General features: G+C 56.4%; 17 protein-coding genes. 6 read left to right on the top strand and 11 right to left on the bottom strand.

Features of this window, described 5'->3' with window-relative positions; all coding sequences use genetic code 11:
- Positions 1 to 40: 40 nt before the first annotated feature.
- On the top strand, positions 41 to 1,063 hold the full coding sequence (locus I2E45_RS02260) for a helix-turn-helix transcriptional regulator (protein ID WP_195444062.1): 1,023 nt from the start codon (positions 41 to 43) through the stop codon (positions 1,061 to 1,063).
- Complete coding sequence (locus tag I2E45_RS02255; protein WP_195444060.1) at positions 1,050 to 1,967, top strand: helix-turn-helix transcriptional regulator; 918 nt, start codon at positions 1,050 to 1,052, stop codon at positions 1,965 to 1,967. Before I2E45_RS02260 ends, I2E45_RS02255 begins: the two co-directional genes overlap by 14 nt.
- Here the strand turns inward: I2E45_RS02255 and I2E45_RS02250 are convergent.
- Together I2E45_RS02250 and I2E45_RS02245 are read right to left on the bottom strand one after the other, a co-directional pair.
- Entirely contained in the window at positions 1,964 to 4,858 is a 2,895-nt protein-coding gene (locus tag I2E45_RS02250; RefSeq protein WP_195444058.1) for a helicase C-terminal domain-containing protein, read from the bottom strand. The genes I2E45_RS02255 and I2E45_RS02250 overlap by 4 nt on opposite strands.
- Entirely contained in the window at positions 4,852 to 5,817 is a 966-nt protein-coding gene (locus I2E45_RS02245; RefSeq protein ID WP_195444056.1) for a D-alanine--D-alanine ligase family protein, read from the bottom strand. Before I2E45_RS02245 ends, I2E45_RS02250 begins: the two co-directional genes overlap by 7 nt.
- Before the next feature lie 85 nt (positions 5,818 to 5,902).
- On the opposite strand from I2E45_RS02245, the gene rlmN reads away from it, so the two are divergent.
- Complete coding sequence (gene rlmN / locus I2E45_RS02240) at positions 5,903 to 6,955, top strand: 23S rRNA (adenine(2503)-C(2))-methyltransferase RlmN (RefSeq protein WP_195444053.1); 1,053 nt, start codon at positions 5,903 to 5,905, stop codon at positions 6,953 to 6,955.
- A gap of 197 nt (positions 6,956 to 7,152) precedes the next feature.
- Here the strand turns inward: rlmN and I2E45_RS02235 are convergent, their stop codons facing one another.
- From I2E45_RS02235 to rpmH, 9 genes are all read right to left on the bottom strand, one after another.
- Positions 7,153 to 7,407 (bottom strand): hypothetical protein, encoded by a 255-nt coding sequence (locus I2E45_RS02235; protein ID WP_138374275.1) that lies wholly within the window; start codon positions 7,405 to 7,407, stop codon positions 7,153 to 7,155.
- Entirely contained in the window at positions 7,397 to 8,302 is a 906-nt protein-coding gene (locus I2E45_RS02230) for a ParB/RepB/Spo0J family partition protein (RefSeq protein ID WP_195444051.1), read from the bottom strand. Before I2E45_RS02230 ends, I2E45_RS02235 begins: the two co-directional genes overlap by 11 nt.
- Positions 8,295 to 9,095, bottom strand: coding sequence for a ParA family protein (locus I2E45_RS02225; protein ID WP_022093800.1), 801 nt, complete (start codon positions 9,093 to 9,095; stop codon positions 8,295 to 8,297). Before I2E45_RS02225 ends, I2E45_RS02230 begins: the two co-directional genes overlap by 8 nt.
- 134 nt (positions 9,096 to 9,229) lie before the next feature.
- Complete coding sequence (gene rsmG, locus I2E45_RS02220) at positions 9,230 to 9,895, bottom strand: 16S rRNA (guanine(527)-N(7))-methyltransferase RsmG (RefSeq protein ID WP_229058784.1); 666 nt, start codon at positions 9,893 to 9,895, stop codon at positions 9,230 to 9,232.
- Positions 9,896 to 10,064: 169 nt separating this feature from the next.
- Entirely contained in the window at positions 10,065 to 10,634 is a 570-nt protein-coding gene (locus I2E45_RS02215) for a Jag family protein (protein WP_022093802.1), read from the bottom strand.
- Between the two features lie 44 nt (positions 10,635 to 10,678).
- On the bottom strand, positions 10,679 to 11,449 hold the full coding sequence (locus I2E45_RS02210; RefSeq protein ID WP_195444049.1) for a YidC/Oxa1 family membrane protein insertase: 771 nt from the start codon (positions 11,447 to 11,449) through the stop codon (positions 10,679 to 10,681).
- 29 nt (positions 11,450 to 11,478) lie between these two features.
- Positions 11,479 to 11,703, bottom strand: a complete 225-nt coding sequence (gene yidD, locus I2E45_RS02205) for a membrane protein insertion efficiency factor YidD (RefSeq protein ID WP_022093804.1) — start codon at positions 11,701 to 11,703, stop codon at positions 11,479 to 11,481.
- On the bottom strand, positions 11,700 to 12,038 hold the full coding sequence (gene rnpA / locus I2E45_RS02200; protein WP_195444047.1) for a ribonuclease P protein component: 339 nt from the start codon (positions 12,036 to 12,038) through the stop codon (positions 11,700 to 11,702). The genes yidD and rnpA overlap by 4 nt, the downstream gene beginning before the upstream one ends.
- Positions 12,039 to 12,058: 20 nt before the next feature.
- A complete protein-coding gene (gene rpmH, locus I2E45_RS02195) occupies positions 12,059 to 12,193 on the bottom strand; it encodes a 50S ribosomal protein L34 (protein WP_019127408.1) in 135 nt (44 codons plus the stop codon).
- 345 nt (positions 12,194 to 12,538) lie between these two features.
- Between rpmH and I2E45_RS02190 the strand changes: the two genes are divergently transcribed.
- The 3 genes from I2E45_RS02190 (at position 12,539) to dnaN (ending at position 16,973) form a co-directional block, all read left to right on the top strand.
- Entirely contained in the window at positions 12,539 to 13,891 is a 1,353-nt protein-coding gene (locus tag I2E45_RS02190) for an ATP-binding protein (protein ID WP_195444045.1), read from the top strand.
- A 15-nt stretch (positions 13,892 to 13,906) separates the two neighbouring features.
- On the top strand, positions 13,907 to 15,631 hold the full coding sequence (locus I2E45_RS02185; RefSeq protein WP_324249324.1) for a DnaA ATPase domain-containing protein: 1,725 nt from the start codon (positions 13,907 to 13,909) through the stop codon (positions 15,629 to 15,631).
- A gap of 238 nt (positions 15,632 to 15,869) precedes the next feature.
- Positions 15,870 to 16,973: a DNA polymerase III subunit beta gene (dnaN, locus tag I2E45_RS02180; RefSeq protein WP_138341047.1), complete on the top strand. Its 1,104-nt coding sequence runs from the start codon at positions 15,870 to 15,872 to the stop codon at positions 16,971 to 16,973.
- Positions 16,974 to 16,977: the final 4 nt, after the last annotated feature.

The following is a 16,977-nucleotide window of genomic DNA, read 5'->3' as shown; positions in this document are numbered from 1 at the left end:
AAAATCATGGCAGCAAACCACCTTCTCATGCGAGGACTCTATGACGGCAAGCGACACGACCGCGACAATTAAAAAGGGGAATTCGGAGCCCAGTTTCGATAAAACGGCTCAGCGCATCCTCAATCTTTTCTTTGTGCTCAACAGCTCCCCCGAACCGCTGACGACCGAGCAGATCGTCTTGGATTCCGACCTGGGATATGGCTCCGGCAACATCGACTCGGATAAGCGCAAGTTTCGGCGCGATCGTGACAAACTGCTCGAGCGTGGCATCTTAATCAAGGAGGTTCGCCCCGCCGGTGCGCAGGAGACCGAGGAAAGCTCGTGGACAATCGACCGCGAGCACACCTTTGCAGCAGGCGGCCTCATCACCGCAGACGACGCCGATATCCTGCTCAACGCCATCGACCAGACACTAGCGGCCGGCTCATCCACTTTTGCCGCACCGCTTGCCGATATTCGCTCCAAGATTGCCTATCTCACCGGTAGGACGACGGTGGACGAAGCACCAATCCGCCGCTCTCCCACCGTCGATGCGGTATGGAGCGCCTTTGCCGAGCGATGCGCACTGCGATTTTTATATCAGAACGGACGCGGCGAGCAGAAAGAACGTACCGTCTGCGTCTACGGCATGTTCGAACGCGAGGGCGTGGCGTACTTCTGCGGCCTCGACAATGTCACCGACGGCATCAGGACATTCCGCTGCGACCGTATCGTTCGCGCTTGGCGCCCCTCGAAGGCCTACGCCATCCCCGCGGACTTCAATCTCAACGACTATCTGTTCTTTGAATTCGATTTTGCCGACCGACCGCCCGTTGCAGCCACGTTCTCGTTCGCCCCTCAGGCGCAGATCGATATGATCAACGGCCTCACGCGCGGGCGAGGTGAACTCGCACACACCGATGCGGGATGGACCTGGACCGTTGACGTGCATGACCTTGAAGCCGCCGCCTCATTTTGCATGGCCCACGCCATGGACGGCATGAGGCCCGTGGCCCCCAAATCGCTCAAGCAGGCGTGGAACCGCCTCATTGAAAGGGCGGTGCACGAGCATGCCCGTGCGTAAACTCACCAGCGAGCAGAGACTCTCGCGCGCCATCGACATCATGGAGGCCCTCTACGCCGCCGGCGAGAGCGGCATGACACGAGCCGAGATTTGCAGCCGCTTTGACATCACAGGGGTGTCGCTCGACGAGATTCTCGAGATCGTCTCGACGCTCGCGGACCGAGAATCGGGCGCGCGCATCATCTGCGAATGCCGCGGCGAGCGTGTGGTCCTCACCGGCGACGCCGGGCGTGTTCTACCGTTGCGCCTGAGTGCCGCCGAGGGCGCTGTGCTCAACCACGAACTTGAATCGTTGGGGATCGAGCCACAGACGGCAGCCCGGATTCGGCATGCTCTTCTACCCGAAGAGCTCGGCTATAACCAGCGCGTCTTTGACACCGTCAACCACGGGTCGCACTGGCAGCAGCTGAGCTGCGCCATTCAGGACGGCGTTCGCTGCCGCATCTCGTATCGCTCGATGGACGATGCGCGGCCACGCGAGCGTCTGGTCGACCCCTTGCGCATTACGGCAAACGGCGACCAAACATACTTGATTGCCTGGGACATCGCAGTCGATGAGCAGCGCACCTATCGCATGGATAAAATCGAGGGACTCACCTTGACGGAAGACTCCGTCGTGTCTCACGCACCGGACGTCGCATCCCTCCACGATTCCCTTGCCCGGACGCAGCATAGCGCAAAGCTTTTGATGCCATTCGATATGGCGGAGCATCTGGACTGGGCCGGCATCACCCTAATCGAGCGCAGCGGGACAGACACGGCAACGGTAACCGTGCATTACGGCTCCGAGCGTTGGCTACTGAGCCAGATAATCGCAGCGGGCGGAGCCATCCGCATCTTGGATGACCCCGCCCTGTCAAAGCGTCTGTGCGATATGGCAAAAACCCTCGTCTGTCCGCTTTAGCGCCGCCGCTCGTGGCGTGCGCGCCACAGTTGCAGATAGTGCCCGATCTGCGCCGATTCGATGCGCTGGTAGGAGCTCGTGGGCAGCGACGTTAAGAACTTCTTTCCGTAGCCCTTCGTCACCAGGCGCGGGTCGGCCAGAATCAGCACGCCGCAATCGGTCGACGAGCGGATAAGGCGGCCGGCCGCCTGCTTGACCTCGAGCACCGCCTCGGGCAGCGAATAGCGCGCCCAAGCGCGGTCTTCGCGCAAGTTGCGCTCGCACGAGAGCGGGTCCGTGGGGCTCGAGAACGGCAGCTTGGGAATGATGACGCAGCGCAGCGTCTCGCCGCTGGCGTCGAATCCCTCCCAGAAGGCCTTAAGCGCAAAAAGCGACGAGGTCGGCTCGTTGATAAACCGGTCGCGCAGGCGACGAGGAGACGAGTTGCGCTGCTGGCAGTTGAGTTCCAGACCCGCACGGGCCATCTTGGGCTCAACGCGGGTGTACAGGTCTTCCATGTCGCGCCGATTGGTGAACAGCGTGAGCACCGATCCGCCCATGGCAAGATGGGCGTCGACCAGCACGCGCTCGAGCGCCGTAAGATAGCTCTCACGATCGCGCGGATCGGGTATATCGCCCGCAACGACTACAGCCATGTTCGAATCAAAGTCGTAGCTCGAGTCCAAGTGCAGCGATGAGGATGTTGAAGCACCGATGCGATCGAGGCCGACCGCGTGGTTAAAGTGTTCAAAGCTTTTGGACACCGTCATGGTCGCCGAGGCAAAGATAGCCGTGTGAACCTCGGGCAGCCACTCGGTTGCCAAGGCCTCGCCAATGTCGATGCGCTCTGCGGTCATTGACTCTCCGCCGGCACGCAACCTGCGATTGACCTGCAGCGAATACACGTAGTGTTCATCGGTGCCGTCGATGATGAGTTTGAGGTTCTCGGCCAGCTCGTGCAGGCGGCGCGAGATATCGCCCAGGTCGACAACAACCTCGGGCTTGTCGGCGGCGACGGCCTGCACCAGCGCGTCGACGCTCTTGTCAGCTTGTTCCAATGCATCGATAGCAGCGTAGGCCGACTGTAAGAAATCATGCCAGTCGTCAGATTCGCGCAGCTCGGGGCCAATCCATAGATTGGCATTGTCATAACCCCCACGGGCACGGCGGCCGAGCTCGCGAACGCCATCGAACACGTCGGCGATTGCCATGCTCGCGCGCGCAACCGTCGACGTCGCCTTGGCAGTAAGGCCCAGATAGAGCGTAGAGCCCTCGGAGGTTGCCAAATCACGGGAAACCTGGCTTAGCGCACCGGTGCTCGAGCCACCCAGGCGCTCAAACAGAACGCGTGATTCGTCCGCCGACACCACGCGCGCCCACTGACGGCGCGCCTCGCGCTCGATGGAATGGGCCTCGTCGATTACCCAATGACGAATCGGAGGTATAATCCTGCCCTCGGCCGCGACATTGCGGAACAGCAGGGAATGGTTGGTGACCACCACGTCGGCATGCGCTGCACGACGGCGAGCGCCGTGGACCAAACATTTATCAGGGAAAAACGGGCAGAGGCGACGAGCACACTCGCGCGAGGCCGTCGTAAAGTCGGGGCGGTTGACGCTGCGCCACCGAATGCCGAGCGAGTCGAGGTCGCCATCGGCTGATTGGCAGACGTACGCCATAATGACCGCGACCGCCGTGAGCGTGTCCGCCGGATCGCGCTTGGTGGTAATCTCGACCTGGCTTCGGCTCATGCGCTCAAGCTTGCGCAGGCACGGATAGTGGTCATAGCCCTTGAGAGCGCAAAATGACAGGCCACCGTCCAGTTGCTCGGCAAGTTTTGGCAGCTCATGGTACATGAGCTGGTCGGCAAGATTGTTCGATTTGGTCGCAATACCAACCGTGATGTTGTTGCGGCGTGCTGCCTCGGCAAAAGGCACCAGATAGGCCATCGATTTGCCGACGCCCGTGCCCGCCTCAATTACACGATGAGTGCCCGTGACCAGCGCATCGCGGACCTCGAGCGCCATCGCGATCTGCTCATCACGCGGCTCGTAGGTGGGATACATGCGATTGACCAGGCCACCTGGCGCATAGTCTGCCTCAATCTCCTCACGACTCGGCATCTTGAGTACCGGCAGTTCGTCGGCGTCCACCCGATCGTCGGCGCGATCGGCCTTGAGAACGTCAGCACGAGCGGCGCTGAGAGAGAAGATAGAACCAGGGTTCTGCCCCGCCAAGAATGAGAAGATTGGACGATAGGACCAAGGCACGTCCGGATGCATGTCGGCTAGGCGCGCCATGAGGCCCTGGGGCAAGTCGGTGAGTGCCACGAGCAACACGCGCCATACGCCACACAGGGCGTCGACGTCGGCATTGGCACGGTGTGATACCGAGTCACAGCCAAACAGATCGGCCATAAAAGACAGCTTGTGCGAGGCCAGGCGCGGAAGCGCGATGCGCGACAGCGCCAGCGAATCGATCCAAATACCGCTCACGTTGACGCCGCCTTTGACCGACTCGATAAACGAGCGGTCGAACGTGGCGTTATGTGCGATCACCGGGCAACCACCGACAAAATCGGCGAGAGCGGCGACAGCCTCAACGGCCGACGGGGCATCTGCCACATCGGCATTTGTAATGCTCGTGAGCTCGGTAATCTCGGCGGGAATCAGCTGCTTGGGATGCACGAAGGTATCGAAGCGGTCGACGATCTCGCGGCCCGAAAGACGGGCCGCCGAGATCTCGATCAGCTCGTTGTCCTGCACCGAAAGACCCGTGGTCTCGGTATCGAGGACAATCACATCTTCCTCGATAAGGCCGAAGGACTGCGTTTTGGCGCGTTCGGCAAGCGTGGCATAGGAGTCGATGACAAACTGCGGCGTTCCTGACGAAACCGCGTCCTCGATTAGCATGCAATGCCCGCTCGACGAAGGCCCATACGGATCAGGCTGTCACAGACCTGCGGGAACGTCATGTCGTCGGTGTGGCGGATCTCATCCGGATACAGCGACGTATCGGTCATGCCGGGAATGGTATTGGTCTCGAGGATGACGGGGCCGTCCTCACTCACAATAAAGTCGCTGCGCGAGATACCCAGGCAACCGAGGGCCTTGTGAGCAGCGCAGGCAAGCTCCTGAGCGCGAGTGTAATTCTCGGGTGAAATCTGCGCCGGAATGCGATGGATGTCCGTAGGGTCGACATACTTCACGTCCAGATCGTAGAACTCGCAGTCCTTGGGCTTACGAATCTCGACAATCGGCAGAGCGCGCACGTCGTCCTCGCCGTACACGCCGACGGTGATCTCGGTACCCTCGATGCACTTCTCGACCAGCACTTTGTCGCCGTACTCAAACGCCTTGGCAATTGCCGCGGGCAGCTCGGAGGGCTCATGGACCAGGGAAATGCCATAGCTGGAACCGTTGACGGCCGGCTTCACAAAGCTGCGCTCGCCACAAACCTCGACGATATGATCGATATCGACTTCATCGCCCACCTCGAGCGCAAGGCCGGGGGCAATGGGAATGCCCGCCTTGGCGTACAGGAGCTTAGAGACCTCTTTGTCGGCACCGCAGGCGCTAGCAAGCACGCCCGAGGCCGTGTAGGGGATACCCAGGGTCTCCATGGCGCCCTGCATGGCACCATCCTCGCCGCCGGCACCGTGCATGGCGATAAACGCCACGTCAAAGCCGCCGGTTGCCATGGTTACCATAAAGTCATCAGCGGCCGTATCGAGCAGCTCCACCGAGGTGTAGCCGGCTTCCTTCAGTGCCACCACAACGTTCTTTCCCGAATTGAGCGAGATCTCGCGCTCAGCGGAATGACCGCCCGCCAAGACCGCTACGTGCATGTTCTCTAGGCTTTTACCCGGCATGGGCAGACTCCTCCTCTATAATTTCTGCAGCTGATACCATATTGTAGCGATACCCTCTACGTTTCCCCAAAATCGAAAGGCTTCCATGAATCCCAGGACTAAATCTCAGGACATTCGCGACTTGAGCCAAAACGATATTCGCGAGCTCGTGGCCGAACTTGGCCAGCCCGCGTTCCGCGCGAAGCAGCTCATTGAATGGGTCTTCGAGAAGAACGTTTGTTCGTTTGACGATATGACCAACATTCCCAAGGCTTTCCGCGAGCAGCTTAAGGAGGCTTTTGCCTTTGACACGCCCACTGAACTCACCAAGCAGGTTTCCAAAGATGGCTCGCGCAAGTATCTGCTCGAATACCACGACGGCGTTTCCGTCGAGACTGTCGGCATGCCCCGTCGTAACAAGCTTTCCGTCTGCGTTTCCACCCAGGCAGGCTGCGGCATGGGCTGTGCCTTTTGCGCTACCGGTCTCAACGGCCTCAAGCGCTCTCTGACCGCTCAAGAGATCGTCGACCAGGTACTTCATGTATCCAACGACTTTGGCGAGCGCGCCACGAGCGTTGTCTTCATGGGCCAGGGCGAGCCGTTTGCCAACTACGACGAGGTTCTCAAGGCGCTGCGAATCCTCAACGACCCCGATGGCATCGGTATCGGCGCTCGTCACCTCACCGTCTCTACCAGTGGCGTTATTCCCGGTATTCGCAAATTTGCCGACATCCCCGAGCAGTTCACGCTTGCTGTTTCACTGCATTCCGCCATCCAGTCGACGCGCAATAAGCTCATGCCCGGTGTTAAGAAGTACACGCTGCTTCGCCTTCACGAAGCGCTTCAGCTCTACACCGAGAAGACCGGCCGCCGCCCAACCTATGAGTATGCCATGATCGAAGGCGTCAACGATACGAATCCGGAAATGCAGGCGCTCTGCGACTTCTGCGAGGGAACGCTGTGCCACGTTAACCTCATTCAGCTTAACGACATCGAGGGTAGCCCGCTCAAGCCGTCGCCGATTCATAAGGTTGAGGATCTTCAGCGTCGCCTTGAGTCCCGTGGCATCGAGACAACGATTCGTAACTCCCGTGGTAACGATATTGACGCCGCTTGCGGACAGCTGAAGCAGCGCTTCAAAGTTCAGAAGAACGCATAGGGGAGTCGCACCCAAAACGTTTCATGTGAAACATCGAACGACCCCGGTTGCAGGATATGCAACCGGGGTCGTTTCATTTATTGACCTTAATTTTGAATCAGCTGCTACTGGTCCCATTTTTACGGCCAAAATAAGGGGTCCTTGTCTCGTGAATCAGACAAGGACCCATCACAATATGCTAAGTAATTGTTAGGTACCTAATAGCCTACATTTTCCCATTGGTTGCTGACCCAACCCTGATTAATCTTGGGATTCTTCGTTACCTGAGCAGTACGCATTGCAACATCTTCTGTCATAACATCCATTTTCTTCTTGGATGTATCGATAATATCTTGCGCACTACGAAGCAAACGACCTCGAAGTTCATCGTCTGTCGCGATCTTATAGCCAGCAAAGGCACCAGCCGCGACAGTCGTCGCCAATGCAATCGCAGTTAAAATTCTATTCCTCATCTTGGCCTCCTTGATCAAACTGAATCATTTCGCCAAGAATACGAGAGAGCTCTTCCTCGTCTTTAAACTCAATCTCAATCTTATTCTTTCCACGCGAGCTCTTCACACGCACGTTGGTATTAAAAACTTGACGAAGCACGCGGGCTGCCTTTTTAAAAGACTGAGGGGTTGCAGGCCTCGGCGTCTTAGGTGTCTCTCCGGCAGAAAACAACGGAGCAAGATTTTCTGTCGCTCTTACGGAAAGGCCCTCTGCAACAACCTTCTCTGCAAGTCGAATTCGAGCATCCTCATAGGGAACTGCAAGAATCGCACGTGCATGACCAGCAGTAAGTTTACCCTCAAAAATCATCTGCTGAACTACTTCGGGGAGATCGAGAAGACGCAGTGAGTTTGTAATTGCAGAGCGTGACTTGCTTACTGCCTTCGACAATGCCTCCTGGGTCATACCGCTGGCATCGATGAGCTGTCGATAGCCCTTAGCCTCTTCGACGGGATTCAGATCTGAACGTTGAAGGTTTTCGATAAGAGCAAGAGCCAGCATCTCTTCATCATTTACCTCTTTAATGATGACTGGCAATTCTTCAAGGCCAGCAAGCTTTGACGCCTGGTAACGACGCTCACCAGCGATGATCTCATAGCCGTTTCCATGCTTGCGAACCAAAAGCGGCTGCAAAACGCCATATTCTTGGATTGACTCGCTCAACTCGCGAAGTTCAGTTTCGTTAAAGTGAATTCGCGGCTGATTAGGGTTGGGAACGATATCCTCAATAGGTAGTTTTGTTTCAGATGCAGCATTTGAAGCCGATGCAGCCGAACCGCCGGTCTCATACTCGGCCTCTGAAACCAAAGCATTCAGTCCACGTCCCAATCCGCCACGTTTCTTTACACTAGGCACGCTTGATCACCTCTTTTGCAAGGTTCATATATGCTTTTGCACCCTTATTTTGAGGTGCATAGGTAATTACTGGTTCTCCAAAAGACGGAGCTTCGGAGATTTTAACCGTACGGGGGATTAGCGTCTTAAACGCCTTATCACCAAAGTACGATTGAACCTCCTCAACAACCTGATTCGATAGTGAAGTACGCGAGTCATACATGGTCATAAGCACACCATAGGTGTCTAAGCCCTTGTTCAGCCTTGATTTGACCATCTTCATTGACTCAAGCAGCTTCGTAACGCCCTCGAGTGCGTAATATTCGCACTGGATCGGAATCAAAACGCTGTCTGCTGCGGTCAAAGCGTTGATAGTAAGCAGGCCGAGCGAAGGAGGACAGTCAATGAAAATAAAATCGAACTCGTCCTGAATCGGCTCAAGCAAATCTTTGAGGCGGGTTTCACGTGCAATTGCGCTTACGAGCTCAATTTCGGCGCCTGCAAGCTGAATTGTAGCTGGAATTACGAATACCTTTTTGCAATTTGTATCAAGAACAAGTGATTCTGCCGGCACATCATTCAACAATGCATCATAGATGCAGTGATCAAGGTCTTCTTTTTCAATTCCGAATCCACTGGTGCTGTTTCCCTGCGGATCAAAATCGACAATCAGTGTCTTACGACCCTGCTCACCCAGTGCTGCTGCAAGGTTTACAGCCGTCGTTGACTTACCGACGCCGCCTTTTTGATTGATGATTGCAATGATACGCGTGTCTTTTGCGCTCTTTGAACGCTTAACGTCGCGAAATCCCACGGTCCCTCCTGGTGTGTATTAAAGCTGTCAAACGGAGGATGTTTCACGTGAAACATTCCGAATCGATATCAACCGCCATGTTTCACGTGAAACACTGCAAGTTGTTAGTATCCATTATGTTTCACGTGAAACATCTAGGCAAGCGGATTCTTCTTTGCCACGCCATTTGCACGAGGCAATGAAACGGATGCTGGATGACTCTTCTTAAGAACAATGAACTCCCTGTGACCCAAGCCTTCAGGCAAATCAATTGCGTCATTCAGAAGCAAAGTGAAGCCGCAAATCTTAGCTGCTGACATGCCGGAAGCAAGCTCCTCATCCGAAGGATTGCCCTTGGTTATAACAAATAGCCCTCCATCCTTCAGATACGGAGCCGCATACTCAACAAGAATTGGTAGAGGGGCCAGTGCGCGGGCGGTTACAACAGAGAACTGCTTCTTATGGCTCCGAGCATATTCTTCAAGACGATCATGAACCGCATGGGCATGTTTCAATCCAAGAGCATGGACAAAGGAATTTACCGCATCAACCTTCTTGCCAACAGAGTCAATATAAGTAGCTTTACGATGCGTGGTTATGGTTAATGGAATACCAGGGAAGCCCGCACCTGTTCCCATATCGAGCAAAGCTCCCTCAGGAGCCTTGTTGATATAGGGGAGCAAAACAAGTGAGTCGAGGATATGAAGTACTGCAGCATCTTCTACGTTAAGAATACGGGTGAGATTGGATGTCTTATTTGTTTCTAGAACCAAATCCAAATGCTGAATACATTTCCTCAGCTCAACATCAGTTACGCTCAAGGAATACTCTTTGCAATAGAAAGCTAGACGACTCAACATCTCGTCAGCTTGCTGATCAGTAAGTACTAACAACGAAAGCTCCTTTCTGACAAAAATCAGCGTATCGAGAACTTTTGACAAAAAAAAGGGGACGTGGAAACCACGTCCCCTTAGCATAAACTCGAGTAGATTATCGAGCAACAATCACCACATGGCGATCAGGGTCAGAACCCTCAGAATGAGTATCGACGGCATCATTGCCACGAAGTGCAATGTGAACCAGTCGACGCTCGTAGGCATTCATGGGCGGAAGCGAAACACTCTTATGAGTGCGAATGGCACGCTCGGCAGCAGACTGAGCCATGGAGGCAACCTTGTCCTGACGGCGGCTCTTGTATCCCTCGACGTCCACTACAACCGGATACCTAAAGCCAAGCTTGCGGCTCACCAGCAAAGAGAACATAACCTGAAGGGCATCAAGGGTGCGACCATGACGGCCAATGAGAACAGCAAGATCGGGAGCCGTTACATCCAGAATCAGCTCACCCTCGTCACCCTCATACTCATCGATAGGAGAGTTGGCGGCATCGAAGTGCGAAAGGATGGAACGCAGGATGGAAATCGCAACATCGGCAATGGTGTCGAGCTCCTCATCGGTCAGCTCTTCACCAGCCTTGTAGCGCTGTGCAATCTCGGGATAATCGCCCGCGACCTGCGGGGCAACCTCCTCAAGCATATCCTCGATGATCTCTTCAGACATAACGTACTCCAAAAGTTAGGTACCTAAATAAGATTGATATCCCACTACTTCTTCTTGTGCGGGCGCGGCTTCTTCTCTCGACGAGTGACCTCAACCTGCAGCGGCGCGTTCTTAAGACGCTCCTCCTCATCGGCCTTGGCCTTCTCGATAACCTTCTGCGTCACAAAAATCTGCTGGATAACCTGCCAAGCAGACGAGACATCGTAGTACAGCAGAACACCAACGGGAAGGCTCCAGCCCATCCAAAGCATCATGACCGTCATGACAACAGCCATCATACGCATGCTCTGAGCCTGCTGGCCGGTCTGGTTGCGCGACATATAGAGCTGCGGAATCAGGGTCAGGACGGCGAACAGAATCAGGCAGACCAGCGCAGGCAGCGCAACCATAAAGCCATCGGCAAAGGAAGCGCTCGGCGTGGTGGTCAGGTCGGGCAGGATGTTGAAGAACGAGAACGTGCCGTCGTTAAAGTACTGCGGCAGGTTGCGCAGCAACGTAAACAGGGCGAACAGGACAGGCATCTGGATCAACAGCGGCAAACAACCAGCCATCGGGTTGAACTTGTTCTCGCTGTAGAACTTCTGCATCTCCTCGGCCTGGCGCTGAGGATCGTCGGCATAGCGCTCCTGAATCTCGAGCATCTTGGGCTGCAGCACCTGCATGCGAGCCGTCGACTTGGTCGACTTGAGCATAAGCGGCGTCAGCAGCAGACGGATGATGACCACCAGGATGATGATGGACAGGCCCCAGTCGACCGCAAAGGTCTGGATGAGCTTGAGCAGCTCGAAAAGGATGTTAACGATCCAATCCCACATGTAAGTTTTCCTCCGATAGCGAGTGCCCGCTAGGGCACAGGGTCATAACCGCCGACGTGCAGGGGATTGCAGCGAGCGATGCGCCTCACGGCAAGCCAGCAGCCTCTCAAAACACCGTACTTCTCAATCGCCTGGACGGCGTATTGCGAGCACGTTGGGTAATAAATGCAGGCGTCAGGCAATAAGGGCGAAATAACCTGTTGATATATGCGAATAGGAGCGATGGCAACACGTCGCAAAACGTGATTGCTCATCGCTCCTCCCCGGCAACGCCGGCGCGTTTCACAAGCGAACGCAATGCCTTGTCCATCTCCTGCGGCGAGGAAACCCTCGTCTTGGGAGTTGCGAACAAGATGATGTCATAACCCGCAACGGGAAATCCACAGCTGCGGGCGGCCTCGCGCATCACACGCTTAGAACGGTTGCGCACAACTGCACAACCGAGCCGTTTAGCACCAACGAAGGCGACCCTTCCGGAGTCGCCTTCGCCAACCGATTCACATATGGTCATTCGAATCAGAGGGTGATTGAAACGACGCCCCTGACTGAACACATGCTCGAAATCTTGCCGAGACTTAATAGTCTTCATGCGAGATGTGTGTATCGCTGCTAGACAGTGAGACGCTTGCGGCCCTTGGCGCGGCGACGGGCGAGCACGGCACGACCACCCTTGGTGGCCATACGGGCACGGAAGCCATGGGTCTTGGCACGCTTACGCTTATTAGGCTGATACGTACGCTTCATCTTAAGTTCCTCCTGCTGCATTTCGAGTGTCCGCGGGAGCGCGGACGCAGATATAGACACGTGAGCTTGAAGATTGTAGGGAAATCAATGTTCAAATGTCAAGAAATCAAAGGTAAAAGGTTGCGCAGTTCACACGGTTCCCCCATAAGCACAACCGAAATTTGCGCCTCATGGCAACCTTTCACGATATTTCATCGAGTTTTCAACAGGTCATGTTGGCAATGTTGAGAACCTTTCGCCAGTTTTCCAAAGTTTTCAACAAGTTTTGAAAAGTTGTCGAAAGATGAGAAACGTTGCACGGTGAGCTACTATTTGTTCGAAACCTTTTGAAAGATTGCGAGCGGCATGTCTGACGACTTTTACACCATGGTCGATTCCGGAGACCCGGCACCCGACAACGAGCACATCACCGGCGTGCGCGAAGAGCGTGCGGAAGGCGAGCAGACGACCACGCAGGCGCCAAAAGCCATGTACGCCGCGCGCATCGCCGTCTATGACGACATGCTGTCGACACCGCGGGTGATCGTCATTGATCCGCAAGATGTCCGCACGTATTTGGAAGAGACGACCAACACCGTCTACCAGTGCATGAAAGAACAAGGTGGCCACATCTCGCTCATGGTCATCCGCGAGATTGTCGAAAACTTTATCCACGCACACTTTGCCGAGCCCATCATCTCAATTCTGGACGGCGGAGACACCATCCGCTTTGCTGACCAAGGACCCGGCATCGACGACAAGGAACGTGCTTTCGACTTTGGCGTTACCAGCGCAAACAGCAAGATGAAGCGCTATATCCGTGGAACCGGAGCAGGGTTTCCCATGGTGCAGGAGTATTTGGAAAACGCCGGCGGTGCCGTATCCATCGAGGACAACATGGGCAACGGCACCGTGGTTACGGTAAGCCTGAACCCTAAACGCGTGCAGGAAATCGAGCGTGCCGGCGGACGCGGCGCTGCCGTGCGGCCCGAGACGGAACAGCCCACATATCCCCTGCCGGGAGCTTTTGCGCAGCAGCCCATGGCAACGCAGCAGGTGCAGCCCCCCGTGGCACAGATGCAGCAGCCCGGAATGCTTCCCACACAAGAACCCCAGGCGGCATCTATGTCGATGCCGCCAAACATGCCAGAGGCCATGCCGCTGGCTGATCAGGATGCAGCAGCAATGCAGCAGGCGACGGGGGCGCCGGGTGGCCAGCAAATGGGCTATCAGCCGTACCAACAGGGATATCCATATCAGCAGATGCCGCCACTGGGGTATGGCCAGCAGTTCCCGCAGCAGTACCAGCAGGGATATCAGCAGCCGTACCAGCAGATGCCGCAGCAGCAGTACAACCCCTGGGCCCAGCAGACGCCTCCGCAGCCTTACCAACAGTGGCCTCAAAGTTTTCAACAGCAAATGCCGCCGACGCAGAGTTCTCAACAGCCAGCAGCTCAAATGATGTATCCTAATGCAGTAAATCAGTATGCACAGCCACAACCGGACGTGTTCGTAAGCGATCGCGGCAACGCCGCGCTGGGCTATCTGGCGCAAAATCAAGCGTGCGGCGCAACCGATCTTGCGAGGGCGTTTGGAAACTCGGCCCCCACTTGGTCACGCACGCTCAATGACTTGGCGCAGGCTGGCTTGGCCATCAAGCATGGCCAGAAATACCATCTGACCGAACTCGGCGCCGCTCGCGTGCGAGCTCAGAGCTAAAGAACGGGAGAGACAGTGGACGAGGAAGCAAGCATCATCCTGGGGGATGCCATCGCCTTTTGCCAGCGCGACGGCCAAGATGCACGCCTCATCAACATGCTGGGGCAATCGCGCGCCATAAGCCTGACCGAAGATACGCTCACGATCGAGGCGCCCTCGCGCTTTGCCATCGCGCAGCTCAAAAAGCATCAGCCGACTATTGAGGCCTATCTGGAAGAAATCGCCTTTGCACCGATTGCGCTCGACATCGTGGCACCGCAAGGCGCCGCGACGGAATCCGCTGCCGCGACGGCGCCCGCCACGGCTCCCGCTGCTTCCCCGGCGGTGCCGGCCTCCGCAGGCGACGCGCCGACAATCGAGCACCAGCACGGTGATGTTTCCCGTGAAACCATGGCACCATTGCCAACCGCGGCGGCGACGTCAACGAACGCACCCGTCACGCACATGCCCATCGCTCACGACGCAGCGGCGGGCGCTGATTCGGGCATTGCAATCAAGAACACGCTCTCGGCCGATGATTTTCGTCGCATGATGAACCAGATGAAGGGCGGAGCGCCGACTAAACCCACGCAAGCTGCGACCCCCGCTTCACCCATGTCAGCACCGACCGTGCCGGCCGAGCAGAATACGGATGGAGCCCCGCTCGCCGCGAACTCAAAATTTACCTTTGAGAACTTTGTCTACGGCCCAGAGAACAGCCATGCCTATCGCTCGGCACTCAAGTTTGCCGCCCTCGCGGACGAGCGCGGCACATGCACATCACTGTTCATCTACGGCAAATCGGGCCTGGGCAAGACGCACCTGCTGCTTGCCATCAAAAACGAGCTCGCCGAGAAGTCGCCCGAGATCAAGGTCAAGTATGCCAACTCCCAGGCATATCTGGACGACCTGATGACCGAGTTCGACCGCCAAAAGAAGAGCAACGCCCCCATCATGCAGGCGTACCACGGCGTGGACGTGCTCATCATCGATGACATCCAAAACATCATCGGCAAGCGCGCGAGCGTGGACTACTTTTTCCAGCTCATGGACGAGTTCATCCGCAACAACAAGAAGGTCGTCATCGCGGCAGACCGCGCCCCCAAGGACCTGAGCATGGATGAGCGTCTGACCAGCCGCTTCAACGCCGGCATGCTCTGCCTGGTCGCAGAGCCCAGCTACGAGATGAAATACAAGATCTTGCAGCGCTATTACGAGAACACCATCGTCGCCGCTCCCGAGGCAGGCGACGACTCGCTGCTGGCGGCCTATGGGGGCGACGGCGGGCACCTGACCGACGAGCACTTTAAACACATGGCCGAAGTCTCGGGCACCAACATCCGCGAACTCGAGAGCTTTTGCGAGCGCTGTGCCGGCGAGGCGGGGGACCGCGAGCGCGAGGGCGGGGAGCTCACCTTTGACGATATCGACGCCATCGCCAGCCAGTACTTCGACACATCGGCCAAAAAGATCAACGTCCAGACGGTTCAGTCCGTCATCGAAGAGCAGTACGGCGTGACGCACGAGGAGCTCATCGGCCCGCGTCGCAACGCCAATATCGCCAAAGCACGCCATATCGCTATCTACCTGGCCATAGAGATGTGCGAGATGACGACCACGGCGGTGGGCGCCGAATTTGGCAACCGCAACCACTCGACCGTCAGCACGAGCTACAAAAAGGTCCAGAAGATGATCCAGGAAGACCGCACCGTCACCGAAGACCTCAAGTCGCTGCGCGATAAAATTACACTGCGCTCGTAGGGAAATAGAGACACCTGTTGAAAACTTGTCGAAACCACGGGCATAAGGTGTCTAAAACCCAACCCGCGGTGATGAAAAGTTTTACGCAGGTTTTGAACGTGGAAAACCACCCCTGTTGCACACAGGTTGCTGTCGATTCTCTTTCTGGGTCTGACCTGCGTCTTTGGGAGTAATCAACAGTTTCGTCAGTGCTATTACTATTATTAAGATATTTATATCTATAGAAAGGTATTAAAAGATGAAGTTCACCGTCAGCCAGAGCTCGCTTACACAAGCCATCGGCGTCGTTATGAAGGGTGTCGCTTCGGCATCCACCCTTCCCATCCTGTCGGGCGTGCTCGTCAAGGCCCAAGACGGCATCTTGGAATTCCAGACCTCTAACTACACCATCTCGATCCGTCATCGCATCGCGGCGCATGTCGAAGAAGAGGGCGAGATGGTTATCCCCTGTAAGATGCTCTCCAATATCACCAAGACCCTCCCCGATGCCCCGGTCACCTTTGAGCTGTCCGAGCGCCAGGTGCTGATTGGTTGCGAGAAGAGCTCTTTTAGGCTGAACACGCTCGATGCCAATGACTTCCCCGAGTTTCCGGCCTATGCCATCGAGAGCGCCGTGGAGCTGCCGACCGATATCTTGTCCGAAATGGTCGGTCGCGTGTGGCGCGTCACCTCGACCGACAAGGCCCGCCCCATCCTGGGCGGCGTGCACATGAAGGTCGAGAACAATACCGTGCGCCTGGTGGCGACCGATTCCTTCCGCTTGGCCGTGTGCGATACGCAGGTCGAGACCTCGACCCTCGAGGGCTCCTTTGAGCTCAACGTTCCGGCTGACGCCTTTAACGACGCGCTGAACATCATGGCCAGCCAGGCGACCATCATGATCGGGGCTACCGACACCCAGGTCGTCTTCGAGGCCGGCAACACCACCTACGTGTCGCGCCGCATCGAGGGCATGTATCCCAACTACAAGCAGCTCATCCCCGATTCGTGCGTGACGAGCGTCAAGATCGATGTCGCCGCTTTTAACGCCGCCCTCAAGCGCGTGGCCGTTATCGCGAGCGCCAACCCCGCCGTCAAGTTCGAGATCGATGTCGAGAACGGGCAGATGGGCCTGTCCTCCATTTCCAATGACCAGGACCTTGCGCAGGAGACGATCGATGTCGAGGCCGAGGGCGAGTCGGGTACCATCGCCTTCAACTACCACTACATCTTCGGCTGCCTCAACGCCCTGTCCAAGGAGAAGGAGATCACGCTGGAGCTCAAGAGCTACTCGCAGGCGGGTATCTTCAAGTCCTACGACAAGATCAACTACCTGTACCTGGTCATGCCGGTCCGCATCTAGCGCT

Origin of the sequence: Collinsella aerofaciens (assembly GCF_015555045.1) — a bacterium.
Classification (GTDB): domain Bacteria; phylum Actinomycetota; class Coriobacteriia; order Coriobacteriales; family Coriobacteriaceae; genus Collinsella; species Collinsella aerofaciens_W.
Note: the sequence above shows the minus strand (reverse complement) of the source record. Positions and strands in the feature narration are given on the sequence as shown.

Excerpts from the sequence above, each read along its gene's own strand:
- dnaN (WP_138341047.1), top strand. The coding sequence starts at position 15,870 with ATGAAGTTCACCGTCAGCCAGAGCTCGCTTACACAAGCCATCGGCGTC.
- I2E45_RS02210 (WP_195444049.1), bottom strand. The coding sequence starts at position 11,449 with ATGTGGGATTGGATCGTTAACATCCTTTTCGAGCTGCTCAAGCTCATC.
- rpmH (WP_019127408.1), bottom strand. The coding sequence starts at position 12,193 with ATGAAGCGTACGTATCAGCCTAATAAGCGTAAGCGTGCCAAGACCCAT.
- I2E45_RS02215 (WP_022093802.1), bottom strand. The coding sequence starts at position 10,634 with ATGTCTGAAGAGATCATCGAGGATATGCTTGAGGAGGTTGCCCCGCAG.
- I2E45_RS02245 (WP_195444056.1), bottom strand. The coding sequence starts at position 5,817 with ATGCCGGGTAAAAGCCTAGAGAACATGCACGTAGCGGTCTTGGCGGGC.
- I2E45_RS02235 (WP_138374275.1), bottom strand. The coding sequence starts at position 7,407 with ATGAGGAATAGAATTTTAACTGCGATTGCATTGGCGACGACTGTCGCG.
- I2E45_RS02255 (WP_195444060.1), top strand. The coding sequence starts at position 1,050 with ATGCCCGTGCGTAAACTCACCAGCGAGCAGAGACTCTCGCGCGCCATC.
- rlmN (WP_195444053.1), top strand. The coding sequence starts at position 5,903 with ATGAATCCCAGGACTAAATCTCAGGACATTCGCGACTTGAGCCAAAAC.
- yidD (WP_022093804.1), bottom strand. The coding sequence starts at position 11,703 with ATGAGCAATCACGTTTTGCGACGTGTTGCCATCGCTCCTATTCGCATA.
- rnpA (WP_195444047.1), bottom strand. The coding sequence starts at position 12,038 with ATGAAGACTATTAAGTCTCGGCAAGATTTCGAGCATGTGTTCAGTCAG.
- I2E45_RS02190 (WP_195444045.1), top strand. The coding sequence starts at position 12,539 with ATGTCTGACGACTTTTACACCATGGTCGATTCCGGAGACCCGGCACCC.
- I2E45_RS02260 (WP_195444062.1), top strand. The coding sequence starts at position 41 with ATGACGGCAAGCGACACGACCGCGACAATTAAAAAGGGGAATTCGGAG.
- I2E45_RS02250 (WP_195444058.1), bottom strand. The coding sequence starts at position 4,858 with ATGCTAATCGAGGACGCGGTTTCGTCAGGAACGCCGCAGTTTGTCATC.